This window comes from Bacterioplanes sanyensis (assembly GCF_014652515.1).
GTDB classification, from domain to species: Bacteria; Pseudomonadota; Gammaproteobacteria; order Pseudomonadales; family Oceanobacteraceae; genus Bacterioplanes; species Bacterioplanes sanyensis.
In genome coordinates, this window is the sequence record NZ_BMYY01000011.1 from 96,153 (window position 1) to 119,162 (window position 23,010).

Annotated in this window: 23 protein-coding genes; 16 read left to right on the plus strand and 7 right to left on the minus strand. The window is 55.0% G+C overall.

Going from position 1 to position 23,010, the window contains the following annotated elements; translation table 11 throughout:
* Nucleotides 1–105: 105 nt before the first annotated feature.
* The 7 genes from IE090_RS14420 to murB are packed head-to-tail and all read left to right on the plus strand — an operon-like array spanning nt 106 to nt 5,567.
* Entirely contained in the window at nt 106–741 is a 636-nt protein-coding gene (locus IE090_RS14420) for a MotA/TolQ/ExbB proton channel family protein (RefSeq protein WP_189389368.1), read from the plus strand.
* On the plus strand, nt 738–1,160 hold the full coding sequence (locus IE090_RS14425) for an ExbD/TolR family protein (RefSeq protein ID WP_189389370.1): 423 nt from the start codon (nt 738–740) through the stop codon (nt 1,158–1,160). The genes IE090_RS14420 and IE090_RS14425 overlap by 4 nt, the downstream gene beginning before the upstream one ends.
* A 3-nt stretch (nt 1,161–1,163) precedes the next feature.
* A complete protein-coding gene (gene msbA / locus IE090_RS14430; RefSeq protein ID WP_189389372.1) occupies nt 1,164–2,909 on the plus strand; it encodes a lipid A export permease/ATP-binding protein MsbA in 1,746 nt (581 codons plus the stop codon).
* Nucleotides 2,906–3,871 (plus strand): tetraacyldisaccharide 4'-kinase, encoded by a 966-nt coding sequence (gene lpxK, locus IE090_RS14435; RefSeq protein ID WP_189389374.1) that lies wholly within the window; start codon nt 2,906–2,908, stop codon nt 3,869–3,871. The genes msbA and lpxK overlap by 4 nt, the downstream gene beginning before the upstream one ends.
* Nucleotides 3,872–3,889: 18 nt before the next feature.
* A complete protein-coding gene (locus IE090_RS14440) occupies nt 3,890–4,105 on the plus strand; it encodes a Trm112 family protein (RefSeq protein ID WP_189389376.1) in 216 nt (71 codons plus the stop codon).
* The gene (locus IE090_RS14445) at nt 4,102–4,575 is read left to right on the plus strand and encodes a low molecular weight protein-tyrosine-phosphatase (RefSeq protein WP_189389378.1); all 474 of its coding nucleotides are present in this window, start codon (nt 4,102–4,104) and stop codon (nt 4,573–4,575) included. The genes IE090_RS14440 and IE090_RS14445 overlap by 4 nt, the downstream gene beginning before the upstream one ends.
* Nucleotides 4,572–5,567, plus strand: a complete 996-nt coding sequence (murB, locus tag IE090_RS14450; protein ID WP_189389379.1) for a UDP-N-acetylmuramate dehydrogenase — start codon at nt 4,572–4,574, stop codon at nt 5,565–5,567. The genes IE090_RS14445 and murB overlap by 4 nt, the downstream gene beginning before the upstream one ends.
* On the opposite strand, the gene IE090_RS14455 is transcribed toward murB, so the two are convergent.
* Entirely contained in the window at nt 5,564–6,286 is a 723-nt protein-coding gene (locus IE090_RS14455; RefSeq protein ID WP_189389381.1) for a UDP-2,3-diacylglucosamine diphosphatase, read from the minus strand. The genes murB and IE090_RS14455 overlap by 4 nt on opposite strands.
* Entirely contained in the window at nt 6,286–6,780 is a 495-nt protein-coding gene (locus tag IE090_RS14460; protein WP_189389383.1) for a peptidylprolyl isomerase, read from the minus strand. The genes IE090_RS14455 and IE090_RS14460 overlap by 1 nt, the downstream gene beginning before the upstream one ends.
* Before the next feature lie 114 nt (nt 6,781–6,894).
* Between IE090_RS14460 and IE090_RS14465 the strand changes: the two genes are divergently transcribed.
* Nucleotides 6,895–8,580 carry a glutamine--tRNA ligase/YqeY domain fusion protein gene (locus IE090_RS14465; RefSeq protein WP_189389385.1) on the plus strand — a complete coding sequence of 562 codons (1,686 nt, stop codon included), beginning with the start codon at nt 6,895–6,897 and terminating at the stop codon, nt 8,578–8,580.
* A gap of 3 nt (nt 8,581–8,583) precedes the next feature.
* On the plus strand, nt 8,584–9,957 hold the full coding sequence (cysS, locus tag IE090_RS14470; protein WP_189389387.1) for a cysteine--tRNA ligase: 1,374 nt from the start codon (nt 8,584–8,586) through the stop codon (nt 9,955–9,957).
* A 103-nt stretch (nt 9,958–10,060) separates the two neighbouring features.
* Here cysS and IE090_RS14475 read toward each other — a convergent pair whose 3' ends face one another.
* Genes IE090_RS14475 through xseA form a run of 4 tightly spaced genes read right to left on the minus strand, consistent with a single transcriptional unit; the run spans nt 10,061 to nt 13,653 of the window.
* Complete coding sequence (locus IE090_RS14475; protein WP_189389389.1) at nt 10,061–11,266, minus strand: HD-GYP domain-containing protein; 1,206 nt, start codon at nt 11,264–11,266, stop codon at nt 10,061–10,063.
* 22 nt (nt 11,267–11,288) lie between these two features.
* Complete coding sequence (locus IE090_RS14480) at nt 11,289–11,486, minus strand: hypothetical protein (protein WP_189389392.1); 198 nt, start codon at nt 11,484–11,486, stop codon at nt 11,289–11,291.
* Nucleotides 11,483–12,307: a peptidoglycan DD-metalloendopeptidase family protein gene (locus IE090_RS14485; protein WP_189389394.1), complete on the minus strand. Its 825-nt coding sequence runs from the start codon at nt 12,305–12,307 to the stop codon at nt 11,483–11,485. Before IE090_RS14485 ends, IE090_RS14480 begins: the two co-directional genes overlap by 4 nt.
* Nucleotides 12,304–13,653 (minus strand): exodeoxyribonuclease VII large subunit, encoded by a 1,350-nt coding sequence (gene xseA, locus IE090_RS14490; RefSeq protein ID WP_189389396.1) that lies wholly within the window; start codon nt 13,651–13,653, stop codon nt 12,304–12,306. Before xseA ends, IE090_RS14485 begins: the two co-directional genes overlap by 4 nt.
* A gap of 179 nt (nt 13,654–13,832) precedes the next feature.
* Here xseA and IE090_RS14495 point away from each other — a divergent pair, with 179 nt between their 5' ends.
* The 3 genes from IE090_RS14495 (at nt 13,833) to IE090_RS14505 (ending at nt 17,092) form a co-directional block, all read left to right on the plus strand.
* Nucleotides 13,833–14,306: a DUF3015 family protein gene (locus tag IE090_RS14495; RefSeq protein WP_189389398.1), complete on the plus strand. Its 474-nt coding sequence runs from the start codon at nt 13,833–13,835 to the stop codon at nt 14,304–14,306.
* Between the two features lie 76 nt (nt 14,307–14,382).
* On the plus strand, nt 14,383–16,245 hold the full coding sequence (locus IE090_RS14500; RefSeq protein ID WP_189389400.1) for an Lnb N-terminal periplasmic domain-containing protein: 1,863 nt from the start codon (nt 14,383–14,385) through the stop codon (nt 16,243–16,245).
* 7 nt (nt 16,246–16,252) lie between these two features.
* Nucleotides 16,253–17,092 (plus strand): alpha/beta hydrolase, encoded by an 840-nt coding sequence (locus IE090_RS14505; protein ID WP_189389402.1) that lies wholly within the window; start codon nt 16,253–16,255, stop codon nt 17,090–17,092.
* 16 nt (nt 17,093–17,108) lie between these two features.
* Here the strand turns inward: IE090_RS14505 and IE090_RS14510 are convergent, their stop codons facing one another.
* The gene (locus IE090_RS14510) at nt 17,109–17,432 is read right to left on the minus strand and encodes a TRL-like family protein (protein ID WP_189389404.1); all 324 of its coding nucleotides are present in this window, start codon (nt 17,430–17,432) and stop codon (nt 17,109–17,111) included.
* A 299-nt stretch (nt 17,433–17,731) separates the two neighbouring features.
* Between IE090_RS14510 and guaB the strand changes: the two genes are divergently transcribed.
* The 4 genes from guaB (at nt 17,732) to IE090_RS14530 (ending at nt 23,008) form a co-directional block, all read left to right on the plus strand.
* Entirely contained in the window at nt 17,732–19,216 is a 1,485-nt protein-coding gene (gene guaB, locus IE090_RS14515; protein WP_189389405.1) for an IMP dehydrogenase, read from the plus strand.
* Nucleotides 19,217–19,306: 90 nt separating this feature from the next.
* Nucleotides 19,307–20,887 carry a glutamine-hydrolyzing GMP synthase gene (guaA, locus tag IE090_RS14520; RefSeq protein ID WP_189389407.1) on the plus strand — a complete coding sequence of 527 codons (1,581 nt, stop codon included), beginning with the start codon at nt 19,307–19,309 and terminating at the stop codon, nt 20,885–20,887.
* Nucleotides 20,888–20,930: 43 nt separating this feature from the next.
* Nucleotides 20,931–21,782 (plus strand): 23S rRNA (adenine(1618)-N(6))-methyltransferase RlmF, encoded by an 852-nt coding sequence (rlmF, locus tag IE090_RS14525; protein WP_189389409.1) that lies wholly within the window; start codon nt 20,931–20,933, stop codon nt 21,780–21,782.
* Nucleotides 21,783–22,081: 299 nt separating this feature from the next.
* Nucleotides 22,082–23,008 (plus strand): peptidoglycan DD-metalloendopeptidase family protein, encoded by a 927-nt coding sequence (locus tag IE090_RS14530; RefSeq protein ID WP_189389411.1) that lies wholly within the window; start codon nt 22,082–22,084, stop codon nt 23,006–23,008.
* The last annotated feature ends 2 nt before the right edge of the window (nt 23,009–23,010 follow it).

Below are 23,010 nucleotides of genomic sequence, written 5' to 3' on the forward strand. Positions count from 1 at the left end.
TTGTCGACACTTTTCATCGTCAGCGAGACCTTATGCCATGTCGGGGCTTGTGCTAGAGTAGCGCCCGTTTTTAACTTGTCTGACGCAGCGTTGGAGTAACGGAATATGCTAGAAATCATCCAAAACGGTGGTTGGATGATGGTCCCCATCATTATTGCCTCAATCCTGGCCCTGGCCATCACGGTCGAGCGTTTTTGGACGCTGCGGCCCTCGCAGGTGGCGCCGGCGGATTTGCTGGCCAAAGTCTGGGGGTGGATGAAGAACAAGCAGCTCGATGCCCAGCGCATGAAAGAGCTGCGTGAGTCCAGCTCGTTGGGTCGCGTGTTGGCAGCGGGTCTGATGAACTCGCGTCATGGCCGCCAAATCATGAAAGAAAGCATCGAAGAAGTGGCCTCCCATGAAATTCATGAAATGGAGCGCTACCTCAATGCTCTGGGCACAGTGGCAGCCGTCGCGCCGTTGATGGGCCTGTTGGGTACTGTGATCGGTATGATTAAGGTCTTTGCGGAAATCATGGTCGCCGGCACTGGCCAAGCCAATGTGTTAGCCGGTGGCATTTCGGAAGCCCTGATTACCACGGCCGCTGGCTTGGTGGTGGCGATCCCGGCGTTGATTTGTCACCGTATTTTGCAGCGTCGCGTGGATGAGCTGGTGGTGTTTATGGAGCAAGAATCACTGAAATTGGTGGATGTGCTGCACGGCGATCGTGAAGTGGCGGACGGCAATGGAGCCAAGCAGTGAACTTCAAGCGCCAGAACCGGGAGCCGGTGGAAGTCAATTTGACGCCACTGATCGACATCGTTTTTCTGCTGCTGATTTTCTTTATGGTGTCGACCACCTTTACCAAAGAAAATCACCTCAAGCTGGATTTGCCTGAAGCCTCGGCTGAGCCGGTCAATCAGCCGGACAGCGTGGTTGAAATCATCATCAACGCTCAGGGCGATTACAGCATCAATGGCCAGGCGCTGTTGAATAAGCAGCTCGAAACATTAAAGCGCGGTTTACAAAAGTCGCTGGCGGGTCGTGATGATGCGCCGGTGGTGATTACCGCCGATGCCAATACACCACACCAAGCCGTGGTGCGGGCCATGGATGCCGCTGGCCAAGTTGGCTTGGTGAATCTGAGTATTACCACACGTCAGCCACGCAGCAGTGAATAACGCATGAGCGAGCTATCGACGGGCCAGGTGTATCGGCGCTTATTGAGCTACGTCTGGCCACAAAAATGGGCATTGTTGGTGTCTGTGTTTGGCTTTGCCCTGTATGCCAGCTCGGCGCCAGCGCTGGCCCATTTGATGGGCTTGGTGGAAAAGACCCTGCGTTTGCCGCACCCAGAAAATGTCGAGCTGTTGGTGATGCTGCTGGTCGGCGTTTTCTTTTACCGCGGTATAGGCACCTTTCTGGGCAAATACTTTGTCGTGGTGGTGGCCCGAGGCGTGGTGCACAACTTGCGCAGCCATTTGTTTGCTCAAATGGTGCGCTTGCCCAGCCATTTTTACGATGGTGAATCCTCCGGGCGTTTGATCTCTCGGGTGATTTTCGACGTTGAGCAAGTAACCGGTGCTTCGACGCGCGCCATTACCACCTTGGTGCAGGAAGGCCTGACCGTGGTCGGCCTGATGGCTTATCTGGTGTGGCTAGATGCCAGTTTGACGCTGATTTTTTTAGCCTTGGTACCGATTATTGGCGTGGTGGTATCGCTGGCCAGTCGCTTTTTTCGTCGCTACAGCCGTCGCATTCAAAACTCCATGGGTGAAGTCACTCAGGTGACCAACGAAAGCGTCAGCGGCTACCGCGAAGTCCGCACTTTTGGCGGTGAGCAGTACGAGCGCGAACGCTTTGAGGCCGCCAGTCGCTATAACCAAAAACAGACGCTGAAATTTGCCCTCACCAACGCCATTAATGTGCCGCTTAATCAGCAGATTGTTGCCCTGGGCCTCGGCGTGATGGTGTATTTGATGTTTCAGCGCGTCGCCAGTGGCACCATGAGTGGGGCCGAGTTTTTGCAGTTTATGACGGCCGCTTCGCTCATCGCCAAGCCGATTCGAGCGCTGACCGACATCAACTCGATTGTGCAAAAAGGCATTGCCGCAGCACAGTCGATTTTTGCCGTGCTTGACGCCGAGCCAGAACCCGCCGGTGGCGATCATGCGCCGGCCAAAGTCGCGGGCGAGTTGCAGTTTAAGCAGGTCAGTTTTCGCTACCCAGGCAGTGAGCAGGACGCCTTAAGCCAGATTGATTTGCATGTGAAGGCTGGCGAAACCATCGCCTTGGTCGGGCCTTCGGGCAGTGGCAAAAGTACGCTGGTCAACTTGATTCCGCGCTTTTATCAGCACAATGGCGGTGAGATTTTGCTCGATGGTCATGCGGTTGACGATTATCAGCTGGCTAATTTGCGTTCGCACATTGCCATTGTCAGCCAGTCCGTCACCCTGTTTAACACCACGGTGCGCGATAACATTGCTTACGGTGAGCTGGCAGGCTGCAGTCAGCAACAAATTGAAGCGGCGGCGCGGGCTGCCAGTGCCCACGAGTTTATCGAGCAACTGCAACATGGCTACGACACCCAAGTGGGTGAAGGTGGCAGCATGTTGTCTGGTGGCCAGCGCCAGCGCATCGCCATGGCGCGGGCACTGCTTAAAGACGCGCCGTTGCTCATTCTGGACGAAGCCACCTCGGCTTTGGATACCGAATCCGAGCGTCACATTCAGCAGGCGCTGGAGCAACTGATGCAAAATCGTACCACTCTGGTCATTGCCCATCGCTTAAGCACCATTGAAAACGCCGATCGCATTGTGGTGGTGGAAAATGGACGCATCGTCGAGCAGGGCAGTCACCGTCAATTGCTGCAGCTGGACGGCGCTTATGCGCGCCTGCACCGTTTGCAGTTCAGTGAAGGCGAGGCATGACTCGGCTGAGTGAGCGCATTAGCAGCAATTGGTATCGGCCTTGGTGGCACAACGTCGCTTTGTTGCCGCTGCAGCCGCTGAGCTGGGCGCTGGTACGTTATCGCTGGCGGCGTTATGGCCAGCAGCGCCGGCAGTCCGACTCGGAAGTGCCGGTGTGGGTGGTCGGTAACTTGACCGTCGGTGGCACCGGCAAAACCCCTTTGATTACTTGGTTGGTCGAGCGCGCCCGCCAGCTTGGGCTGCGCCCTGCGGTGGTCAGTCGCGGCTATGGCGGCAAAGCCCCGTCTTACCCCTTGCAGGTCAGTGCCGAAACGCCGGTTGAGCAGTGCGGCGATGAGCCCATGCTGTTGTTTCAACGCTTGAACTGCCCAGTATGGGTGGACCCAAAGCGTGCCCGAGCGGTGCAGGCGGCGCAGCAGCATGCGGATGTTATTTTCAGTGACGATGGTTTGCAGCACTATGCCATGCGCCGGCATCGAGAAATTCTAGTGATCGACGGTCAGCGCGGCTTTGGCAACGGTTGGTTGTTGCCGGTGGGGCCTTTGCGGGAGCCGCTGTGGCGCCGGCGTGAGGTCGATATTGAGCTGCGCAACGGCATCGATTTTTGTGTGAGGCCGATGGCGTTGGTCAACGCCGCTACCGGCGCCAGGCGCTCAGCGAAAGCCTTAAAAGGCCAGCGCATCCACGCCGTGGCTGGCATTGGCAACCCGCAACGGTTTTTAACCACGCTAGAGCAGCTGGGTGCGCAGGTCGACTCGCACTGGTTTCCAGACCACCATGCCTTCAAGCCGGCTGATCTGGAGTTTGGCGACCCAAGCCCCATCGTTATGACTGAGAAGGATTGGGTTAAGATACGGCCTTTCGCCAGCCGTCGTATGTGGTACTTGCAAGTAGGCACCGTGCTCACCGATGCAGCGCGCGACCGGTTAGAAACCGAATTGCTGAAGCTGGCAGAACAATAGTGTGTTGAGGAGAACACCATGGACAAACATTTACTGACGATGCTGGTCTGCCCAGTGTGCAAGGGCAAGCTGAAGTATCAAAAAGAGCAGCAAGAGCTGGTATGTACCTTTGATGGTTTGGCGTATCCGATCCGTGATGAGGTGCCAGTGATGCTGGAAAACGAAGCCCGGCGCTTGCCCGAAGATGAAAAACTGGCGTTGGCAAAAGAAGCGAAGCAAGAGCCTGCTCCATGACATCTGTATTGTTTGTGTGCTTGGGGAATATTTGCCGCTCGCCCACCGCCCACGGTGTGTTTCAGCATTATGTCGACCAAGCCGGTTTGCGCGATCACATTCGCGTCGATTCTGCCGGCACCGGCGATTGGCACATTGGCAAGACGCCGGATGCTCGCTCGCAACAGGCGGCGAAGCGCCGTGGCTATGACCTTTCTGGTCTGAGAGCGCGTCAGGTCACAGCGCAAGATTTAAACCAGTTTGATTATGTGCTGGCCATGGATCGCTCTAACTTGCAGGTACTGAATTCTTGGTATCGCGGCGAGGCGGGTCAGGCCGAGCCGCAATTGTTTTTGCAGGCCTTTGGCTCAGGCGATGAGTTGGAGGTGCCCGACCCTTATTATGGTGGCGAGCAAGGCTTTGATCATGTGTTGGATTTGATCGAGCACGCCAGTGCTGAGCTGTTACGCGATATTCAGGCCAGGTTGTGACGCCGCAGCAAAACATTTCTTTAACCAGTACGCTGGCATTGCCTGCAACGGCACGCTACTACGGTCGCTATCAGTCTACTTCTGAACTGTTGTCGTGGTTGGGCTGGGCCCAACAGCAAGGCGTTGCTGTGCGCCCATTAGGCGGTGGCAGCAATGTGCTGTTGGCGCCTGAGGTCGATGCGCTGGTGCTGCAGAGTGATATGTGCCAAGTGCAGGTGGTGCATGAAACCGAGTGCCATCGCTGGGTACTGGTTGATGGTGGCTGTGACTGGCACTCATGGGTGGTCGACAGCGCGCACTACGGCCATGGGCTGGAAAACCTGGCGCTGATTCCCGGCACGGTTGGCGCTGCACCGATTCAAAACATCGGTGCTTATGGCGTTGAGCTGGCCGAGTGGGTGGCCTGGGTTGAGGGCGTACAGCTCAGCACGCGCCAGTGGCAACGCTGGAGTGCGCAAGACTGTCGCTTTGCCTATCGCGACTCCATCTTTAAACGTGAGCTGCGTGGTGATGTCATCATTACCCGGGTGTGCTTTCGCTTATCTCGCCGCTTTGAACCTAACTTAAGCTATCAGCCGTTGGCTGAGTGGAGCGCGGGCGCTCAGGTGACACCGCACAGTTTGCGTGAGGCGGTTTGTGCCATTCGCCGCAGCAAACTGCCAGACCCGGCCGAGCTTGCTAATGCCGGCTCTTTTTTTAAAAACCCGGTGGTGGCGCAGCCGCAAGCACAGCTGCTACAGCAGCGTTGGCCTCAAATGCCAACCTACCCGGCACAAGGGGGCGTTAAACTTGCCGCGGGTTGGTTGATCGAGCAAGCGGGGTGGAAGGGACGACGCCTGGGTAAGGTGGGGATGCACCGTCAGCAGGCATTGGTGCTGGTGAATTATGGCGGTGCCAGCCTGGGCGATATCGAAGCCTTGGTGCGCCAGGTGCAAACGGATGTGTGGCAGCGCTTTAAAGTGGCGCTGGAGCCGGAGCCCCAGCGCTTTTAGAAGCTGAACGGTCGCAGTTTAAACTCGCCGTCGGCATCGTCGATGCACCAGCCGTTATTATCCGACCAGTCACCCAACACCCAGCGTTCACGTGCCTCACCTTGATGTTGCCAGTGATGTACGTGTGGCCGATGGGTGTGGCCGTGAATCAGCCAGCGCACGCCGTGCGCTGTCATCACAGCATCCACTTCATCCTGAGTGACGTCCATGATGTCGTCACTTTTCATTTGCTGGCCGCTTTGGCTTTCACTGCGCACCTGGCGGGCAAAGGCGATGCGCTGCTCCAGCGACTGTGCCAAAAACTGCTGCTGCCATTGCGGATTGCGCAGCATCTGTCGCAGCTTCATGTACTCAGTATCGCGGGTGCATAAGCTGTCGCCGTGCATCAGCAATACCGGCTGGCCGGCCAGTTCAATGACCGTAGGCTCGGGCAGCAGTGTGCCACCGGTTTGCTGGCAAAATGCCTCGCCGAGCAAAAAGTCGCGGTTGCCGTGCATCAAAAAAAGCTGCACGCCTTGCTCGGTGCGCTGGCGCAGTTCACCTATAACGGTTTGCGTCAGGGCGTCGCTGTAATCGTCGCCCATCCATACCTCAAAAAAATCCCCCAATATGTACAGCGCATCACCGCTGCGCAGGCGCTGCAGGAAGTCAAGAAAACCGTCCGTCATCGCCGGCCGGCCGGCCTCTAAATGGAGATCTGAGATGAAGTAGTGCGTCATTAGTCGATGATTTCAGCTTTTTCGATGATCACATCTTCCACGGGCACGTCTTGGTGGCCGGCAACCATGGTGGTTTTCACGGCTTTGATGCGGTTCACCACGTCCATGCCGTCGGTCACCTTACCAAATACGCAGTAGCCCCAACCTTGCATGTCTTTGCCGGTGTGGTTTAAGAAAGCATTGTCAGCCACGTTGATGAAAAACTGCGCGCTGGCAGAGTGCGGGTCCATGGTGCGTGCCATGGCGATGGTGCCAACGTCGTTGGTGAGGCCATTATCGGCTTCGTTTTCGATCGGTGCTTTGGTTTCTTTTTGCTTCATGCCAGGCTCCATGCCGCCACCTTGCACCATAAAACCATCGATCACACGGTGAAAAATCACACCGTCGTAAAAGCCATCGCGGACGTAGCTTTCGAAGTTCGCGGCCGTTTTCGGCGCCTTCTCGTGGTCAAGTTCCAGGGTAATGTCGCCAAAATTGGTCTGCAAACGAATCATAACAGGCTTCTCCAGTTGAAATGCGGTATCCCCCAGGCTGGGGGAGGGCGTATAATAGCGTCTTTTTGCCGCTCCCGCAGCGCCGGGACAGAAACCCAGATTAAGACGGATACTATGACTGACACCGCAGCAACCAGTAATAATTTTGTCGCTAAGATCGTCGAGGAAGACCTCGCCAGTGGCAAAATCAGCAAGGTGGTAACGCGTTTCCCACCCGAGCCAAATGGCTACTTACACGTTGGCCACGCTAAATCCATTTGTCTCAACTTTGGTTTGGCACAGCAGTTTGGCGGTGACTGTTTTTTACGCTTTGACGACACCAACCCAGAAAAAGAAAGCCAGGAGTACATCGATGCCATTCAGGACGATGTGCGCTGGCTCGGCTTTGAGTGGGTTGGCGACGTGCGCTACTCGTCGGATTACTTCGACACTCTGTATGATTACGCCGTCGAGCTGATCAAAGCCGGCAAAGCTTATGTGTGCAGCCTGACCGCCGAGCAAGCGGAAGAATATAAGGGGGATTTTAATCGCCCGGGCAAGCCGAGCCCATTCCGTGAGCGCAGCATTGAAGAGAACCTCGATATGTTCGCGCGCATGCGTGCAGGCGAGTTTAATGACGGTGAGCATGTGCTACGTGCCAAAATCGACATGGCGTCGGGCAATATGAACCTGCGTGATCCGATTTTGTATCGCATTCGCCGCATTCATCATCACCAAACCGGCGATAAATGGTGCATTTACCCGACCTACGATTTTACTCACGGTCAGTCCGATGCATTGGAAGGCATTACGCATTCTGTGTGCACGCTGGAATTTGAAGATCACCGTCCTTTATATGAGTGGTTTATCGACAACCTGCCCGTGCCTGCGAAACCGCGTCAGTACGAATTTGGTCGTTTAAACCTGAATTACACAGTGACGTCTAAGCGCAAATTGAAGCGCTTGGTAGACGAAGCCGTCGTAGCCGGTTGGGACGACCCGCGCATGCCGACCATTTCTGGCATGCGTCGCCGTGGTTTTACGCCGCGCTCGGTGCGCAATTTCTGCCACATGATCGGTGTCAGTCGCAGCGACGGCATGGTCGATGTGGCGATGTTGGAGCACGCCTTGCGTGACGATTTAAACAAACATGCGCCGCGTGCCATGGCCGTGCTGAACCCGTTGAAAGTGGTGATTGAAAACCTGCCGGAAGATCATCTGGAAATGCTCAAGGCGGATTACCATCACGAGCTGGAACTGGGTCAGCGTGAAATGCCGTTCAGTCGTGAAATTTTGATCGACCAGGACGATTTCAAAGAAGAATACAGCAAAAAATTCAAGAAAAAATTCACCCCGGGCAAGCGCATTCGCTTGCGTCACAGCTACGTGCTGGAAGCGGTGGATTATGACAAGGACGAGCAAGGCAACGTGACCTTGGTGCGTGCCAAGTTAATTGAAAATACCCTGGGCCAAGACCCTGCTGATGGCGACAAGCCGAAAGGCGTTGTGCATTGGGTGTCTGCCAGCCACGCCGTTGAGGCGGAAGTGCGCTGGTATGAGCGCTTATTTACCAGTCCTACGCCGGATAAAGGCGAGGGCGACTTTATGGATAACGTTAATAAAGACTCGCTCAGTGTGCGCACTGCTTGGGTCGAGCCGGCGCTGGCTAAGGCGCAGGCGGAGCAAGTTTATCAGTTCGAGCGAGAAGGCTATTTTGTGGCGGATCGCTTTGATCACAGCACGGAAAAACCCGTGTTTAATCTCACCATTGGTTTGCGTGAGGACAAATCCTTGTCACAACCAACCCCCGAAAAGGAGTAATGCATGTCACTGACTATCTACAACAGCCTGACCCGACAAAAAGAGGCATTTAAGCCGCTGGTGGCTGGCAAAGTGGGTATGTATGTCTGTGGCATGACGGTGTATGACTACTGTCACCTGGGCCATGCCCGGGTGATGTTGGCCTTTGATGTCATTGCGCGTTATTTGCGTCATCGCGGTTATGAGGTGAATTACATTCGCAACATCACCGATATCGACGACAAAATCATTCAGCGTGCCAACGAAAACGGCGAAGCCTTTGATGCGTTAACCGAGCGGTTTATTGCCGAAATGAACACAGACGCTGAGCGCTTGGGTATTTTGCCGCCCAACGCTGAGCCGCGCGCGACCGCGCACATGGGCGATATCATTACCATGATCGAAGCACTGATCGAGCGTGATTTCGCCTATGCGGCAGACAATGGCGATGTGTATTATTCCGTGCGCAAGTTCGAAGGCTACGGCCAGCTGTCGGGCAAAATTCTGGATGAGTTAGAAGCCGGCTCACGCGTGGATGTTGATGAGCAAAAACGCGATCCGTTGGATTTCGTATTGTGGAAATCGGCCAAGGCCGATGAGCCGCACTGGGATTCGCCTTGGGGCATTGGTCGCCCAGGTTGGCACATTGAGTGCTCGGCCATGTCGACCTGCTGCTTGGGCAACAATTTCGATATTCACGGCGGTGGGCCAGATTTGAAATTCCCGCACCATGAAAACGAAATTGCCCAATCCGAAGCGGCGACCGGTGAGCGCTATGCCAATACTTGGATGCACGCCGGTGCCGTGCGCGTCGACGGTGAAAAAATGTCCAAATCATTGGGTAACTTTTTTACCATTCGCGAGATTCTGGATAAATATCCGGCGGAAGTGGTGCGTTTTTTATTATTGGCAAGCCACTATCGCAGCCCAATTAACTACAGCGAAGACAGCCTAAAAGACGCGCAGCAAAAACTAGAGCGCTTTTATAACGCCTTGGCACAATGCGCCGATGCGCCGGCGGCAAACTTGGACAATCATTTTTCAAAGCAATTTTATGCGGCGATGGATGACGACTTTAATACTGCCGAAGCCATTGCCGTGCTGTTTGAGTTGGTGCGTGAGCTGAACAAGGCTGAAGGCGCCGAGCAGCAAGCCTTGGCCGGTCAGTTGCGTTACTTGGGTAATATTCTCGGCTGCTTGCAAGATGATCCACAGGCCTTTTTACAAGGTGACGATGTGGATGCGGCTTGGGTTGAGGATATGATCCAAAAACGTGCCGATGCCAAAGCCAATAAAGACTTCGCCACCGCCGATCAGGTGCGTGACGAGTTAGCGAATGCTGGCATTGTGCTGCGTGATAGTCCAGAGGGGACAACTTGGTCCAAGGGCAATCTTTAACCCCTTTTTCTCATTATGACTTCGCCTCTGAGGTTTTAAGAGGCCCCTAAGGCCTGGTTTAAGGCCTTAAAAAACCGCTGTGGCTGAGGCCATAGCGGTTTTTTTATACCATAAAATCATTGAGCCGGATGTTGTAGCGCTCTGGGTCTACTGCTTGCACGATTTCATCTTGATTGCTGGGTTTGCTCAGATCTAACAGCTCCACCGGTAAGTATTGACGCTTAGTGGCGTGATAAATGACTTTAACAATGGGGGTGCGCTGATCTTTTTCGCCAGCTTCGACCACCACACCTAAGCGACCGCTGCGCAGTTTTACCAGAGAGCCGACGGGATAAATGCCCATCGAGCGAATAAATCGGTGTACTAGGTGCTCTTCTAGGTGGGTGCCGCTCCATTCCAACAGTTTTTTCATCGCTGCCGTGGGCGGCAAGCCTTTGTGATACACGCGGTCTGCGGTGATGGCATCGTACACATCGGCGATGGCGCACATTTTACCTTCGCGGCAGATATCGCAACCGTGTAAGCCATCTGGGTAGCCGCTGCCATCAATACGCTCATGATGCTGGGCCGCCACTAAAATGGTCAGTTCAGAGATGCCCTGGGTTTGCTTGAGCAGTTCCCGGCTGTGCACCACGTGCTGGCGCATTACGGCAAACTCATCCTCGGTTAATTTACCGGGTTTGTGCAGCACATCGTCAGGAATCATGACTTTGCCGATGTCGTGCAGCATGGCGCCGAGCACGGCCTGTTGCATGGTGTCACGGTCCATGTTGAGCGAGCGGCCAAAAATCCCCATCAATACCGCTAGGTTGACCGAGTGCTCCAGTAGGTAATTGTCTTTTTGGCGGATGCGCCCTAGGCAGGCTAAGGCATTGTGGTTGCGTAAAACGGAATCGACCATGCCACCGGATAGCTCATCAAAGGCATCCAGTTCTAGGGGGCGGCCTAACTTGACATCTTGCAGCACATTGCTGACCAAGCCGAGTGCTTCGTCATGTAACTTGCTCGCTTTGTGTAGCTCTTGTTGGGTGCTGACGCGAGCGCTCTGGTCGGGCTTTAACTCCGCTGCGACTTCCAGTGCGCTTTGGTTGTCACGGTCCACTTCAGTTTCTGGAATACCGTCAACGTCCAAGCCGCGCTCTGGGTCGATATAGACTTCGGTAATGCCACGCTTACGAATACCGGCAATGGTCGCTTCATCTGGGATGCGGCCTTCTTTTTGGTAGTTGTGGTGGGGGATCCAGTCGCAGTTCAAGTCCGCCACATACATGCCAGGGCGGAGCTGATCGACGGATACTTTCTTTTTCATAGCACCAAGTCAGCGGAAAATGTCATCGCTCAGTATAGGCAGGGCATGCTGAGTTGTTGGTTGATTTTTGTTGCTGCCGTCCATCTGTGGTGGCGGGCTTCAGCGCTTTGGCAGCGCTAAAATCAAAGCCAACGTCATCGCTGAGTGCCTCTGGGTCTGGGCGCAGGCCACAGCCTGAGCCTGTGGCGGGCAAGGTGTGGGTGCTGGCAGGGTGCTTCATGGCGAGGGCTCCGCGGCTTTGGGGTTAAGTGGCTGTTGCACCACTAAGCGCGGATCGATGCGCGCATCATTGAGGCTGACCGTCCAATGCAGGTGTGGCCCAGTTACGCGCCCAGTCGCACCGACAGCACCGATGGGCTGGCCGGCTTTGATGACCTCGCCTTCTTGTACGTCAATGCGGCTCATATGGCACAGCATGCTGACTAAACCATGGCCATGGTCGATAAACACGCTGTTGCCGTTGAAATAAAAATCCCCCGTCAACACCACGGTACCCTTTGCGGGGGCAACGATGGGCGTGCCGGTGGGCGCGGCAATGTCGATGCCGCTGTGCGGTTTGCGCGGTTGCTCATTAAAAAAGCGCCTAAGGCCAAAGGGCGAGCTGACCGGCCCGTGCAAGGGCCATTGAAATGTGGGCCAATCGGCACGAGCGGATGCGCCGAAGCTGCGGTAGATCGGCTTCATGCGGGCAAATTCAGTGCGAATGCGCTCTAGGGCTGGCTGCGATGGGTTTACATGCTTGCGCTTGACCGTTAACCGTTGCTCAGCATAAGCGTGTGGCTCAAGCGCTAACTGGCGTGGCTCGCCATTGACCATAACCTCAATGCTGTTGCTGTGCGTAAGGGGTATGCCAATCACGGCTTGCCAGCCCTGTTCAGTGTGCAGAGTCAGTATCGGGCGATCGTCAAAGGTCACCTTGGGCGGCTCATTTGAGTGGCCAAGCTCCAGACGCCAGATGCCACCGGGGATGGGGGCGTGCTCGGGTAGGGCGTGAGCGCCTGCAAAACTCCCCAGTAACAGCAGTAATAAAGCGGCCTTCATGCGCCTGTCTCCCCTTCGATTTCAACCACATCACATACCAAACGACCCTGTTGTAAACGGCTAACGACCCGCTGACCAACCGCAACTTGGTTGGCGTCTTGCAGCACTTCGCCGCCCTCACTTTGAGTGATGGAATAGCCGCGCGTTAATACCTGCAGCGGGCTGAGGGTGTTGAGCACATGGGCTTGGTGGGCCAGTTTTTCTTGCCGCTGCTGCAGTTGCGTGTCGATGGCGCGCTGCAGGCGTTGTTGCCAATCTTGCAGTTGTTGCTGCTGTTGAGCAATGGCGCGTTGGGGATGGCAGTGCTGCAATGCCTGCGACTGTGTTTGCAGTCGTTGTTGACGCTGCTGTTGCTGCCATTGCCAGCTGCGTTGCAGGCGCATTTCCAGCTGATCCAGCTGTTGGTAGCGATCACGCAGAGCTTGCTGTGGGCTGCGCAAGCGCTGCTGCCATTGATTGAGTTGCTGTCGGTAATCGCTCAAACGGCGCTGCTGGTTGTTCCATAGGCGCTGAGCCAAATTCACCAGCCGCTGGCGCAGCTGGCTGCGGTCACTGGAAAGCAGCTCGGCAGCAGCAGAGGGCGTCGGCGCCCGCAGGTCCGCGACTAAATCGGCGATGGTGGTGTCTACTTCATGGCCGATGGCGCTGACTACGGGTAAATGGGAGGCGGCAATGGCGCGGGCAACGCCTTCGTCGTTAAAGCACCATAAATCCTCCAATGAGCCACCGCCGCGGCCAAGGATGATGACGTCCGCTCGTTGGTCACGATTGGCGCGCTGCAAGGCGGCGATGATGCCAGGCGCGGCAGCCTTGCCTTGTACCAGGGTGGGGTAAATGTCCACCTCAAGGCCAGGGTCGCGGCGTCGCAATACGGTCAAAATATCGTGAATGGCGGCACCGCTGGGAGAGGTGATCACCGCGATGCGTTTAATCGCCGGCAACGGACGCTTGCGGCTGGCGTCAAATAAGCCCTCTGTCAAAAGCTTTTTCTTCAGTGCTTCATAGGCCTGTAATAACGCGCCTTCACCGGCGGGTTTCATGCTATCGACAATTAATTGGTAGTCGCCGCGCGGGGCATAAAGGCTCACTCGCGCGCGCAGCTCAATCATGTCGCCGTTACTGGGCTGAAACTTCAGCTGTGCCGTGCGCGAGCGAAACATAGCGCAACGCACCTGGGCCTGATCATCTTTTAAAGTGAAGTACCAGTGCCCGGAACTGGGCCGTGACAGTCCAGATATTTCACCTTCGACCCGTACTTGTGCAAAAGAAACTTCAAGTAATTGGCGGGCGCGGTCGTTGAGTTGGCTGACGGAAAAAACCGCCGATGATTCGGGGTGCTTACTCATGGCAGGTGACTGCTGTGTCAAACGTAACAAGCGTGAATGGTATCAGTTTCACATGACTGGGTCGCGTTTGGGCGTGTCAGGCGGCTGTGTGAATAGCTTTTTGGACAGATGGATGATCTGCAACTAGGTTGAAATCACATCAGCTCAGCTGAGTGCAACCACTAGGAAAGGATGAAACTATGAAACAACTGATTGCAGGTGCAGTATTTGTGGCGGTGGCGCCTTTGGCAATGGCCGATAATGGTGGCCCAGCCGGCTGTGGTGTCGGAACGGCGATCGTGTTCCCAGATGCCAGCGCTTGGCCTGAGCATGTGCTGGCGGCCACGACCAATGGCAGCTCTTTTAATACGTCGAGCATGACGTCTGGCTTGTTGAACTGTAAGAGCGCAGGTGGCCCACTGCAGATGTCGCAGCTGTTTATGGACGACAATATGGACCAGCTGGCGATGGATGCCGCCAAAGGTGAGGGCGAGACCTTGGCGGCATTGGCAGAGTTGATGGGGGTTCAGGCGCAAGACACGGCTGCTTTCAACCGTACGGTACAAGCCAACTTTGACAAAATGTTCCACGCTGAGGCAACCTCAGGTACGGCGCATCAGGCATTGACTGCTGCAATGGCCAATAATGCGCAGTTGCAAAAATACTTGGGTTAAGCAACGTCATGCAACGCGAAACGCGCCGCTGGCGCGTTTTTTTATGCCTGGCTATCGATAAAAAAAGGAGTTTTGCATGCCGTCACTGCGCCGAGCGCTGTGCTTTATGCTGTTGGCGCTACCGTGTTGTGTGCAGGCTGAGCTCGGGGCGCAAGCCCAAGCAAAAGCTGAACTTCAGCGGCTGGCAGGTGATCGCCAATGGCTACACCTGCTGCACTACCGCCGTCATTGGAACGGTGAGGTGTACAGTCAGAACGACTCGGACGCATTCTTCTTGCATCCACATGGCAAGTACGATGCGCTAGCGGAGCTAACGGCAACGGTGCAGGCGTTTACGAAAGTGCCACTTGCTCAAGCGGCAGCAGCTCAATGCCGGTTTCCTGCTCGCTTTCATTGGTTGGCCACTCAATTGCCTAATCATTCATTTAAGCGAGTGCCATGCCCAGCGTTTGAACAGTGGCGTCAACGCTTAGATGCCCACGCTCTGACTCTGATCTTCCCTGCTGCCCATATCAACTCCCCCGCCTCTATGTTTGGCCATACCTTGCTGCGTTTGGATCGTGAGGATGCAACCAGTAGCGAGTTGTTGGCGTACAGTGTGAACTTTGCTGCCAATGCCGACCCTGCGGACAACGAGCTGGTGTACACCTACAAAGGGTTGGCTGGCGGCTACCCTGGCGTAGTGTCAGTGCTGCCTTATTACGCCAAAACCAATGAATATCAGCACATGGAATACCGTGACATCTGGGAATACCAGCTCACCCTAACGCCGGCCGAGGTCGACCAGTTTGTACGCCATATCTGGGAAGTGCGCGGCACTGAGTTTGACTACTTCTTTTTTGATGAAAATTGCTCATATCGCTTATTGGCCTTAATCGACGCCGCCAGCGAGCGTGCCGATTTGGCGAACGAGTTTTTTTTGACCGCCATACCTATCGATACCATTCGTGTCATGCAGCAACAAGGATTGGTGGGGGAGGCGCATTATCGGCCCTCGGCGGCGTCGCAATTGGAGTCGGCGGGCCAGCAGGCGACGCCGCAGGTGCGTCAGGTGTCACGTCAGCTCGTGGTCAGTGAAGCGGACATTGAAACACTGCTGCAGCCGCTAACCGCCGTGCAACAAGTGCAGGCGTTGGAGTTGTCACACTTGTACGCGCGCTACTTGGCGATAAAAAAGAAGCAGGGCAACCCACGCATGCGCCAACGTACTCTCGCGTTGTTGTCAGCGCGGGCGCGTCGTCAAGAAGGCAGCCCGTTTCAACCGCCCATGCAACCTGCAGTACGTGATGATCAAGGCCATTTAACACAACGCCTGAGTGCCATGGCTGGGCATCAGCAAACCGGTTTTGCAGAGCTGCACTGGCGACCGTCTTATCATGATCTGTTGGATTTACCCGCGGGGTATACCCGTGGCTCGCAAATCCAAATGGGTGCCAATGAGTGGCGGTTATGGTCGGATGGCGAGTTACAGTTGCGCCAGTTCAGTGTTGTCGATGTGGTGTCACTGACGCCGCATAGTTTTTATCAGCGGCCAATGTCTTGGGCAGCGGGGTTTGGCTTGCGCCGTTTTATAGGGCGCGAGCAGCAATTACACAGCCAAGTGCATTATGGGTTTGGTTACACCTATGAGCTCGCTGCTGGCCGCCTTTATGGATTGCTGGACAGTGAGCTGTTGGCCGATGACCAATTGGAAAAAGGCTATCAGGTGAGTGCCGGTGCGCGCCTTGGCTGGTTGTTTCAGAGTGATGTTCTGACCGCCAAGCTGCAGGGTCAATGGTTGCCGTCATTGGCAGGCGATGCGCGCTTGCGCCGTGAGCTGCAAGGCCATGTCGGTGTGGCTACGGGCGCACAGTCACAGTTGCGGCTGCGCTGGCACCGTCAGTGGTTTAATGACGACGCTTTGCATGAATGGCGCTTGGGTTGGCAGCTGTATTATTGAGACCTTCATGAAATCTGTTTTCTTATTGTGTTTTTGCTTTGCCATCAGTGGCTGCAGCTCGCTCACAGGCTTGTTTTTTTACCCTCAACAAGTGTGGATTCAAACCCCAGCGAACGTCGGCTTGGCGTATGAAGACATTGAGCTGCATGCCGCTGATGGCACTCGGTTGCACGCATGGTGGCTGCCAGCTGAGCACGCCGGTGAGTGGGTCATGTTGTACTTGCACGGCAATGCCGAAAATATCTCCAGCCATTTTCGCAATGTCGATTGGTTGCCGGCTGAAGGGGTCTCTGTGCTGGCACTGGATTACCGCGGCTTTGGTGCATCGCAGGGGCAGGCAAGGTTGCCTGATGTGTTTATGGACATTGAAGCGGCCCTGCTGTGGCTGCACCAGCATTACCCAGAAAAGCGTTTGGCTATTTTGGGGCAGAGCATTGGCGCCGCACTGACGGTGCCTTTTGTTGCTCAAGCCCAGTCTCAGTACCGCATTGATGCTGTGGTTCTGGACGCTCCACTGGCGAGCTACCAGCAAGTGGCGCGTCATGGTTTGAGCCACAGCGTGGTGGGTTGGCTGTTGTGGCCGGGTACCTGGCTGCTACCAACACGTTGGGACCCGATTGAACACATCCATCAGCTACATCTGCCGGTGCTGATGATGCACAGCCCGCATGACCAAGTGATTCCGTATGAGCAGGGGCGAAAAATGTATGCAAGGTTGACGGTGACAGGGTGTTGGCTGGAGAGTCGTGGCCCTCACATTGCCAGCTTGTATGTCCCTGAGCTGCGCGAGGCGTTGTTGATGTTTTTGCGTGATCAGAGTTGTGCCAGTAAACCGGCGCCAGAATAGCGCCGGCCAAGCTCACTTAGCTGCCGCGAACAACGGTGCAGTAAGTGGTGAACAAGCCTAAGATCGAGTTCACTTCCGAATCAACGGTCGCTACCTTCTTAATGCCGCCAGCAGCTTTTGCGCTATCGATGGTTGCATCGCCCTGAGCGATCAGGCCCAGAATGTTGGTCGCACAAGCGCGGCCTTCTTTGGCTGCGTCAGCATTGCTGTCGTCAGCCATGCCCTGATATTTAACATCGGTGTACAGCAGACCCGCGCCGGCAGGCGTTGGAGCCAGAGCACAGCCGGTAGACATAGCAGCAATGCCAGTAATGACGGCCAGTTTAGCGATTAACTTCATGGTCATTTCCTTTGATTAACAGTGAATAATCTCCCCAGTTGGGGAGAGCTGAGTCTATCGTCGTAATTAGGTGGATGGCTACTGCGTTGGGTCATGGTTGGCGCACATTAACCAGTGCTTTAGCTGAACAGGCCAGGTATGCGGTAGCAGGTTGAGTTGCTTAATGCGCCTCTTGTGACCGTTCGGTCAGGTTTTATGCGGCTTGCGGGCTAGGTCTAGTATCGATTAGTGCTTTCATTTTGAGGTGGCATTCGGCTATAATGCCGCGCCTTCTCCATTCCCGTTCTGGAAGGCACTCTATGTTGCGAATCGCTCAGGAAGCACTCACATTCGATGATGTGCTATTAGTTCCCGGCTACTCTGAAGTCTTGCCCAACCAGGTATCACTGGCCACTCATTTGACCAAAAATATTCGGCTCAATATGCCGCTGATTTCGGCTGCTATGGATACCGTCACCGAGGCGCGCCTAGCGATTGCCATGGCGCAGGAAGGCGGCTTGGGTGTCATCCATAAAAACCTCACCGCTGAGCAACAAGCCGCTGAAGTTCGCAAAGTCAAAAAATACGAAAGTGGCGTGGTGATTGACCCCATCACCGTCAGCAGTGGCACCACCATTCGTGAGCTGTTGGCCATGACTGAGCAGCACAATATTTCTGGTATGCCAGTGGTCGATAACGGCGAGCTGGTGGGCATTGTCACCAGCCGCGATGTGCGTTTTGAAACCAACTTGGACGCCAGTGTCTCCAGCGTCATGACCCAGCGTGATCGCTTGGTCACCGTCAAAGAGGGCACCAGCCCCAGCGAAGTGCAGAAGCTGTTGCACGTAAATCGCATTGAAAAAGTCCTGGTGCTGGATGATCAAGGCAAGCTGACCGGCCTGATGACGGTACAGGACATCGAAAAATCTCGTGCTTACCCCAACGCTGCGAAAGACGACAAAGGCCGTTTGTTAGTGGCCGCAGCCGTGGGCACAGGTGCTGGCACGGAAGAGCGCTGTGAACTGCTGGTCAATGCCGGCGTTGATGTGATCATTGTTGATACGGCCCATGGCCACACCAGCAATGCCTCGGGCACCGGTGTGATTGATCGCGTGCGCTGGTTGAAAGAGACCTACCCACAAGTGCAGGTCATTGGCGGCAATATCGCTACCGCAGCCGCGGCCATTGATCTGGCCAAAGCCGGTGCCGATGCCGTCAAAGTGGGCATCGGCCCAGGTTCTATTTGCACCACCCGTATTGTTGCCGGTGTCGGTGTGCCGCAGATTTCTGCCATCGCTAATGTGGCGACTGCCATGGAAGAGTACGGTGTGCCGGTCATTGCCGACGGTGGTGTGCGCTACTCGGGCGATATTGCCAAGGCCCTAGTCGCTGGCGCTAGCGTGATTATGGTGGGCTCTATGCTGGCGGGTACCGACGAAGCACCGGGCGAAGTTGAGCTGTACCAAGGCCGTGCTTATAAGTCGTATCGTGGCATGGGCTCTTTGGGTGCCATGGGACAAAGCCAAGGCTCATCGGATCGTTATTTCCAAGATAAAAAAGCCGGTGTTGATAAACTCGTGCCAGAAGGCATTGAAGGTCGCATCGCGGTTAAAGGCCCGGCCTCTGCGGTGGTGCACCAATTAATGGGCGGTGTGCGCGCTGCCATGGGTTACACAGGTTGTGCCACGGTCGATGAAATGCGTACCAAGCCTGAGTTTGTCAAAATCTCAGCCGCCGGTATGCGCGAGTCCCACGTGCACGATGTACAGATTACAAAAGAGGCCCCGAATTACCGTCTAGGCTAATTCGGTGCTGCCACCGCTTAAGGCGGTTAATAAACAACTCAGGGGATGATGCGTCATCCCCGTTTTTGCTTCTATTCGATGGAATAATTTATGTCCCAAGACATTCACGCTCAGCGCATTTTGATTCTTGATTTTGGTTCTCAATACACTCAGCTGATCGCCCGTCGCGTGCGTGAAATTGGTGTGTTCTCCGAAATTCGCGCCTTCGATATGAGCGAAGAAGAGATTCGTGAGTACAACCCCAGCGGTATTATTCTGGCCGGTGGCCCAGAGTCGGTGACCGAAGCAGGCTCGCCTCGCGCGCCGCAAGCGGTGTTTGAAATGGGCTTGCCGGTATTGGGTATTTGCTACGGCATGCAAACCATGGCGGAGCAACTGGGCGGTAAAGTAGAAGGCTCCAATATTCGTGAGTTTGGCTACGCCCAGGTGCAGGTCGATGGCGATAGCCGTTTATTGCACGACATTAAAGATCACGTCGATACCGACTCAGGTAAATCCTTGCTCGATGTTTGGATGAGCCACGGCGATAAAGTCGTCGCCATGCCAGAAGGCTTCGAGCTGATGGCCTCCACGCCAAGCTGTGCCATTGCTGGTATGTACCACGCCGAGAAAAACTTCTTTGGCGTGCAGTTCCACCCTGAGGTGACGCACACCTTGCAGGGCAAGCGCCTGTTAGAGCACTTTGTGCTGGAAATTTGTGGCTGCGACGCACTGTGGACGCCGGCGAAAATCATCGAAGACCAAATCGAGCGCGTGCGCGCCCAGGTTGGCAGCAATAAAGTATTGCTGGGTTTGTCTGGCGGCGTGGATTCATCCGTGGTGGCAGCGCTGTTGCACAAAGCCATTGGCGATCAGCTGACCTGTGTGTTTGTTGATAACGGCCTGTTGCGCAAAAACGAAGGCGATATGGTGATGGACATGTTCGCTAAGAACATGGGCGTTAAAGTCATTCGTGCCGATGCCGAAGCGCTGTTTTTAAGCAAGTTGGCCGGCGTTAGCGATCCAGAAGCCAAGCGCAAGGTCATCGGCAATACCTTTATTGAGGTATTCGATGAAGAAGCTTCCAAGTTAAAAGACGTTCCTTTCTTGGCTCAGGGCACCATTTACCCAGACGTGATTGAATCGGCAGCGGCCAAAACTGGCAAAGCCCATGTGATTAAATCGCACCATAATGTCGGCGGTTTGCCTGAAGACATGAAAATGGATCTGGTCGAGCCACTGCGTGAATTGTTTAAAGACGAAGTGCGCAAAATTGGCTTAGAGCTGGGGCTGCCATACGACATGGTGTACCGCCATCCGTTCCCAGGCCCAGGCTTGGGTGTGCGCATCTTGGGTGAGGTGAATAAAGAATACGCCGATATTCTGCGTGAAGCCGATGCCATCTTTATTGAAGAGCTGCACAATGCCGATTGGTACCACAAAACGTCTCAGGCGTTTGCGGTGTTTATTCCACAAAAATCCGTCGGTGTGGTGGGCGATCAGCGTCGCTATGAATGGGTCATTGCCCTGCGCGCGGTGGAAACCATCGACTTTATGACGGCACGCTGGGCGCACTTGCCATACGAGCTGTTAGAAAAAGTCTCTAACCGTATTATTAACGAGATCGAGCATGTCTCCCGTGTGACCTACGACGTATCGTCTAAGCCGCCGGCCACCATTGAGTGGGAATAAATAAAAAAGAGCGGCGTTGCCGCTCTTTTTTTGGATAATAGCAATGCACCCAAATAACCCCCACCAGGGCGAATACCCCATGGCTGAGCTGCTGCAGGCGCTACCTGAATTGCAGCAGTTTACTCGCCAGGGTAAGCGCGGCCAGACCACCATTGATTTTACCCATGCCGATGCGGTTCTGTGTTTGAATCGTGCCTTATTAAAGCACTATTACCAGATAGATCATTGGCAGATTCCCGCCGGTTATTTATGCCCGCCGATTCCTGGGCGGGCAGATTATATTCATAGCTTGGCGGATATCATTGCCGAGCTGGACTGGCCCAAACCGGTGACTGTGTTAGACATAGGCACAGGTGCCAATCTGATTTACCCGATACTCGCCGCTCGCAGCTTTCGCTGGCGGGCGATAGGCGCAGACATTGACCCAGTGGCGGTGGCGAGTGCCAAAGCCATTGTTGCTGCCAATCCGATATTGCGCGGCAAAATCGACATTCGTCAGCAGCCAGGCAAGGGCATTTTGCGCGGCATTATTCAAAACGGTGAAAAAATACACGCCACCCTGTGTAATCCCCCGTTTTATCGCGATGCGGCCGAAGCTGAGCGGCATAATCAGCGCAAATGGAAAAACTTGGGGCAAAAAACCGGTCAGCGCAATTTTGGTGGCCAGCACAATGAGCTGTGGTGCGACGGCGGTGAAGCACAGTTTTTGCGCCAAATGATTGATGAAAGCGTCGAATTTGCCGCGCAGGTTGGCTGGTTTACCAGCTTGGTGGCGAGCCATAAAAACATTCCAGTGCTGCAAGGGCGACTTAAGGACGTTAACGCTGCTGAAGTGCGGGTGGTTGAAATGGCGCAAGGGCAAAAGCGCAGTCGCTTAATTGCTTGGCGGTTTTAGTCTAAGGCACCTCTGAATAACTCTGCACAGCTCTGCGCGAGTGCAGCAGGCTTTCAGAACAAGGCGGCGATGGCAGGAAATGGCCAGCCCTTTTCAACGTCGCCAACGACGTTATGGAAGCCTGCGGCCCGCGCCCTACGGGGAACGCCAGAGCACTCCAGCTCTGTGTCGCCGATTTTTGCTGTAGCTGGCTAGAGCGGCAAACCGGCTTCGTGATCTGAAGCCCTCTGGCGATCCAGAGCGGGCACCGAATTATTCAGAGGTGCCCTAAATAAAGAAGAATAGGTTTGGAGTAGGTGATGGCGAAGGACAGCAGGGTTAAAAGATCGCGTATTGTATGGCTGGGTTGCCTATTGTGCTTGGTAGCCGCAGCCAATGCCGAGATCTATCGCTACCAGGACGAAAATGGCCGCTGGGTGTTTAGCGACAAAAAGCCAGAAAAAGATCAGCCAGTTGAAGCCGTTGAAGTCAACATCACCAAGCCGGCGCAACACACGCCTGAACTGTATGAAAAACGCCAAGGCCAAATGCGCCAACTGTGGTTGCATAACCCGTATTTTGCGCCGGTGCAGGCAGCGGTGCGCTCCGATATGTTTGAGCGTGGCCATAAAGTGCTGATGCTCGAGCCTAACAGTCATACCTTGGTAGGCGAAATCGACAAGCCATTGCCGGCCTATGAGTTGGGTTATGCCATCGGCTCGCCCAAAGCCAAGCACAGTGATGTGTTGTATCGCATTCCTTTGCCAGAGCAGCAATTTTTTCAGGTCACCCAAGGCTTTGGTGGCCAGTTTTCTCATAACCACCCCAGTGGTTATCACGCCATTGATATCGCCATGCCCATTGGCAGTTATATTCATGCGGCCCGCAGCGGCATCGTGATATGGGTAAAAGACGATTATCACTTAGGCGATGCCCAGCAGTTCTTTTTAGACAAAGCCAATTACGTATCTGTGCTGCATAAGGACGGCACCTACGCCGTGTATGCGCATATTTTACAGGGCAGCGCCATGGTCAAACCCGGCGAGCAGGTTAAAGCCGGTGATGCCTTGGCACGCTCCGGCACCTCGGGCTACTCCACCGGACCGCATTTGCATTTTGTGGTGCGACGCAACGCCGGTTTTCGCAACCTCTCTGTGCCGTATCAGTTTGCCGACGAGCAAGGCCGAGCGTTTGTGCCAACGCGCGGTATGAAGGTAAGTGGCAGTGGCCGGGCCAGCAAGCCGTGAAC

Bases quoted from the DNA above. Each gene is read 5' to 3' on its own strand.
- IE090_RS14420 (WP_189389368.1), top strand. From the start codon at position 106: ATGCTAGAAATCATCCAAAACGGTGGTTGGATGATGGTCCCCATCATT.
- msbA (WP_189389372.1), top strand. From the start codon at position 1,164: ATGAGCGAGCTATCGACGGGCCAGGTGTATCGGCGCTTATTGAGCTAC.
- lpxK (WP_189389374.1), top strand. From the start codon at position 2,906: ATGACTCGGCTGAGTGAGCGCATTAGCAGCAATTGGTATCGGCCTTGG.
- IE090_RS14440 (WP_189389376.1), top strand. From the start codon at position 3,890: ATGGACAAACATTTACTGACGATGCTGGTCTGCCCAGTGTGCAAGGGC.
- IE090_RS14445 (WP_189389378.1), top strand. From the start codon at position 4,102: ATGACATCTGTATTGTTTGTGTGCTTGGGGAATATTTGCCGCTCGCCC.
- IE090_RS14455 (WP_189389381.1), bottom strand. From the start codon at position 6,286: ATGACGCACTACTTCATCTCAGATCTCCATTTAGAGGCCGGCCGGCCG.
- IE090_RS14460 (WP_189389383.1), bottom strand. From the start codon at position 6,780: ATGATTCGTTTGCAGACCAATTTTGGCGACATTACCCTGGAACTTGAC.
- IE090_RS14465 (WP_189389385.1), top strand. From the start codon at position 6,895: ATGACTGACACCGCAGCAACCAGTAATAATTTTGTCGCTAAGATCGTC.
- cysS (WP_189389387.1), top strand. From the start codon at position 8,584: ATGTCACTGACTATCTACAACAGCCTGACCCGACAAAAAGAGGCATTT.
- IE090_RS14475 (WP_189389389.1), bottom strand. From the start codon at position 11,266: ATGAAAAAGAAAGTATCCGTCGATCAGCTCCGCCCTGGCATGTATGTG.
- IE090_RS14480 (WP_189389392.1), bottom strand. From the start codon at position 11,486: ATGAAGCACCCTGCCAGCACCCACACCTTGCCCGCCACAGGCTCAGGC.
- IE090_RS14485 (WP_189389394.1), bottom strand. From the start codon at position 12,307: ATGAAGGCCGCTTTATTACTGCTGTTACTGGGGAGTTTTGCAGGCGCT.
- xseA (WP_189389396.1), bottom strand. From the start codon at position 13,653: ATGAGTAAGCACCCCGAATCATCGGCGGTTTTTTCCGTCAGCCAACTC.
- IE090_RS14495 (WP_189389398.1), top strand. From the start codon at position 13,833: ATGAAACAACTGATTGCAGGTGCAGTATTTGTGGCGGTGGCGCCTTTG.
- IE090_RS14500 (WP_189389400.1), top strand. From the start codon at position 14,383: ATGCCGTCACTGCGCCGAGCGCTGTGCTTTATGCTGTTGGCGCTACCG.
- IE090_RS14505 (WP_189389402.1), top strand. From the start codon at position 16,253: ATGAAATCTGTTTTCTTATTGTGTTTTTGCTTTGCCATCAGTGGCTGC.
- IE090_RS14510 (WP_189389404.1), bottom strand. From the start codon at position 17,432: ATGAAGTTAATCGCTAAACTGGCCGTCATTACTGGCATTGCTGCTATG.
- guaB (WP_189389405.1), top strand. From the start codon at position 17,732: ATGTTGCGAATCGCTCAGGAAGCACTCACATTCGATGATGTGCTATTA.
- guaA (WP_189389407.1), top strand. From the start codon at position 19,307: ATGTCCCAAGACATTCACGCTCAGCGCATTTTGATTCTTGATTTTGGT.
- rlmF (WP_189389409.1), top strand. From the start codon at position 20,931: ATGCACCCAAATAACCCCCACCAGGGCGAATACCCCATGGCTGAGCTG.
- IE090_RS14530 (WP_189389411.1), top strand. From the start codon at position 22,082: ATGGCGAAGGACAGCAGGGTTAAAAGATCGCGTATTGTATGGCTGGGT.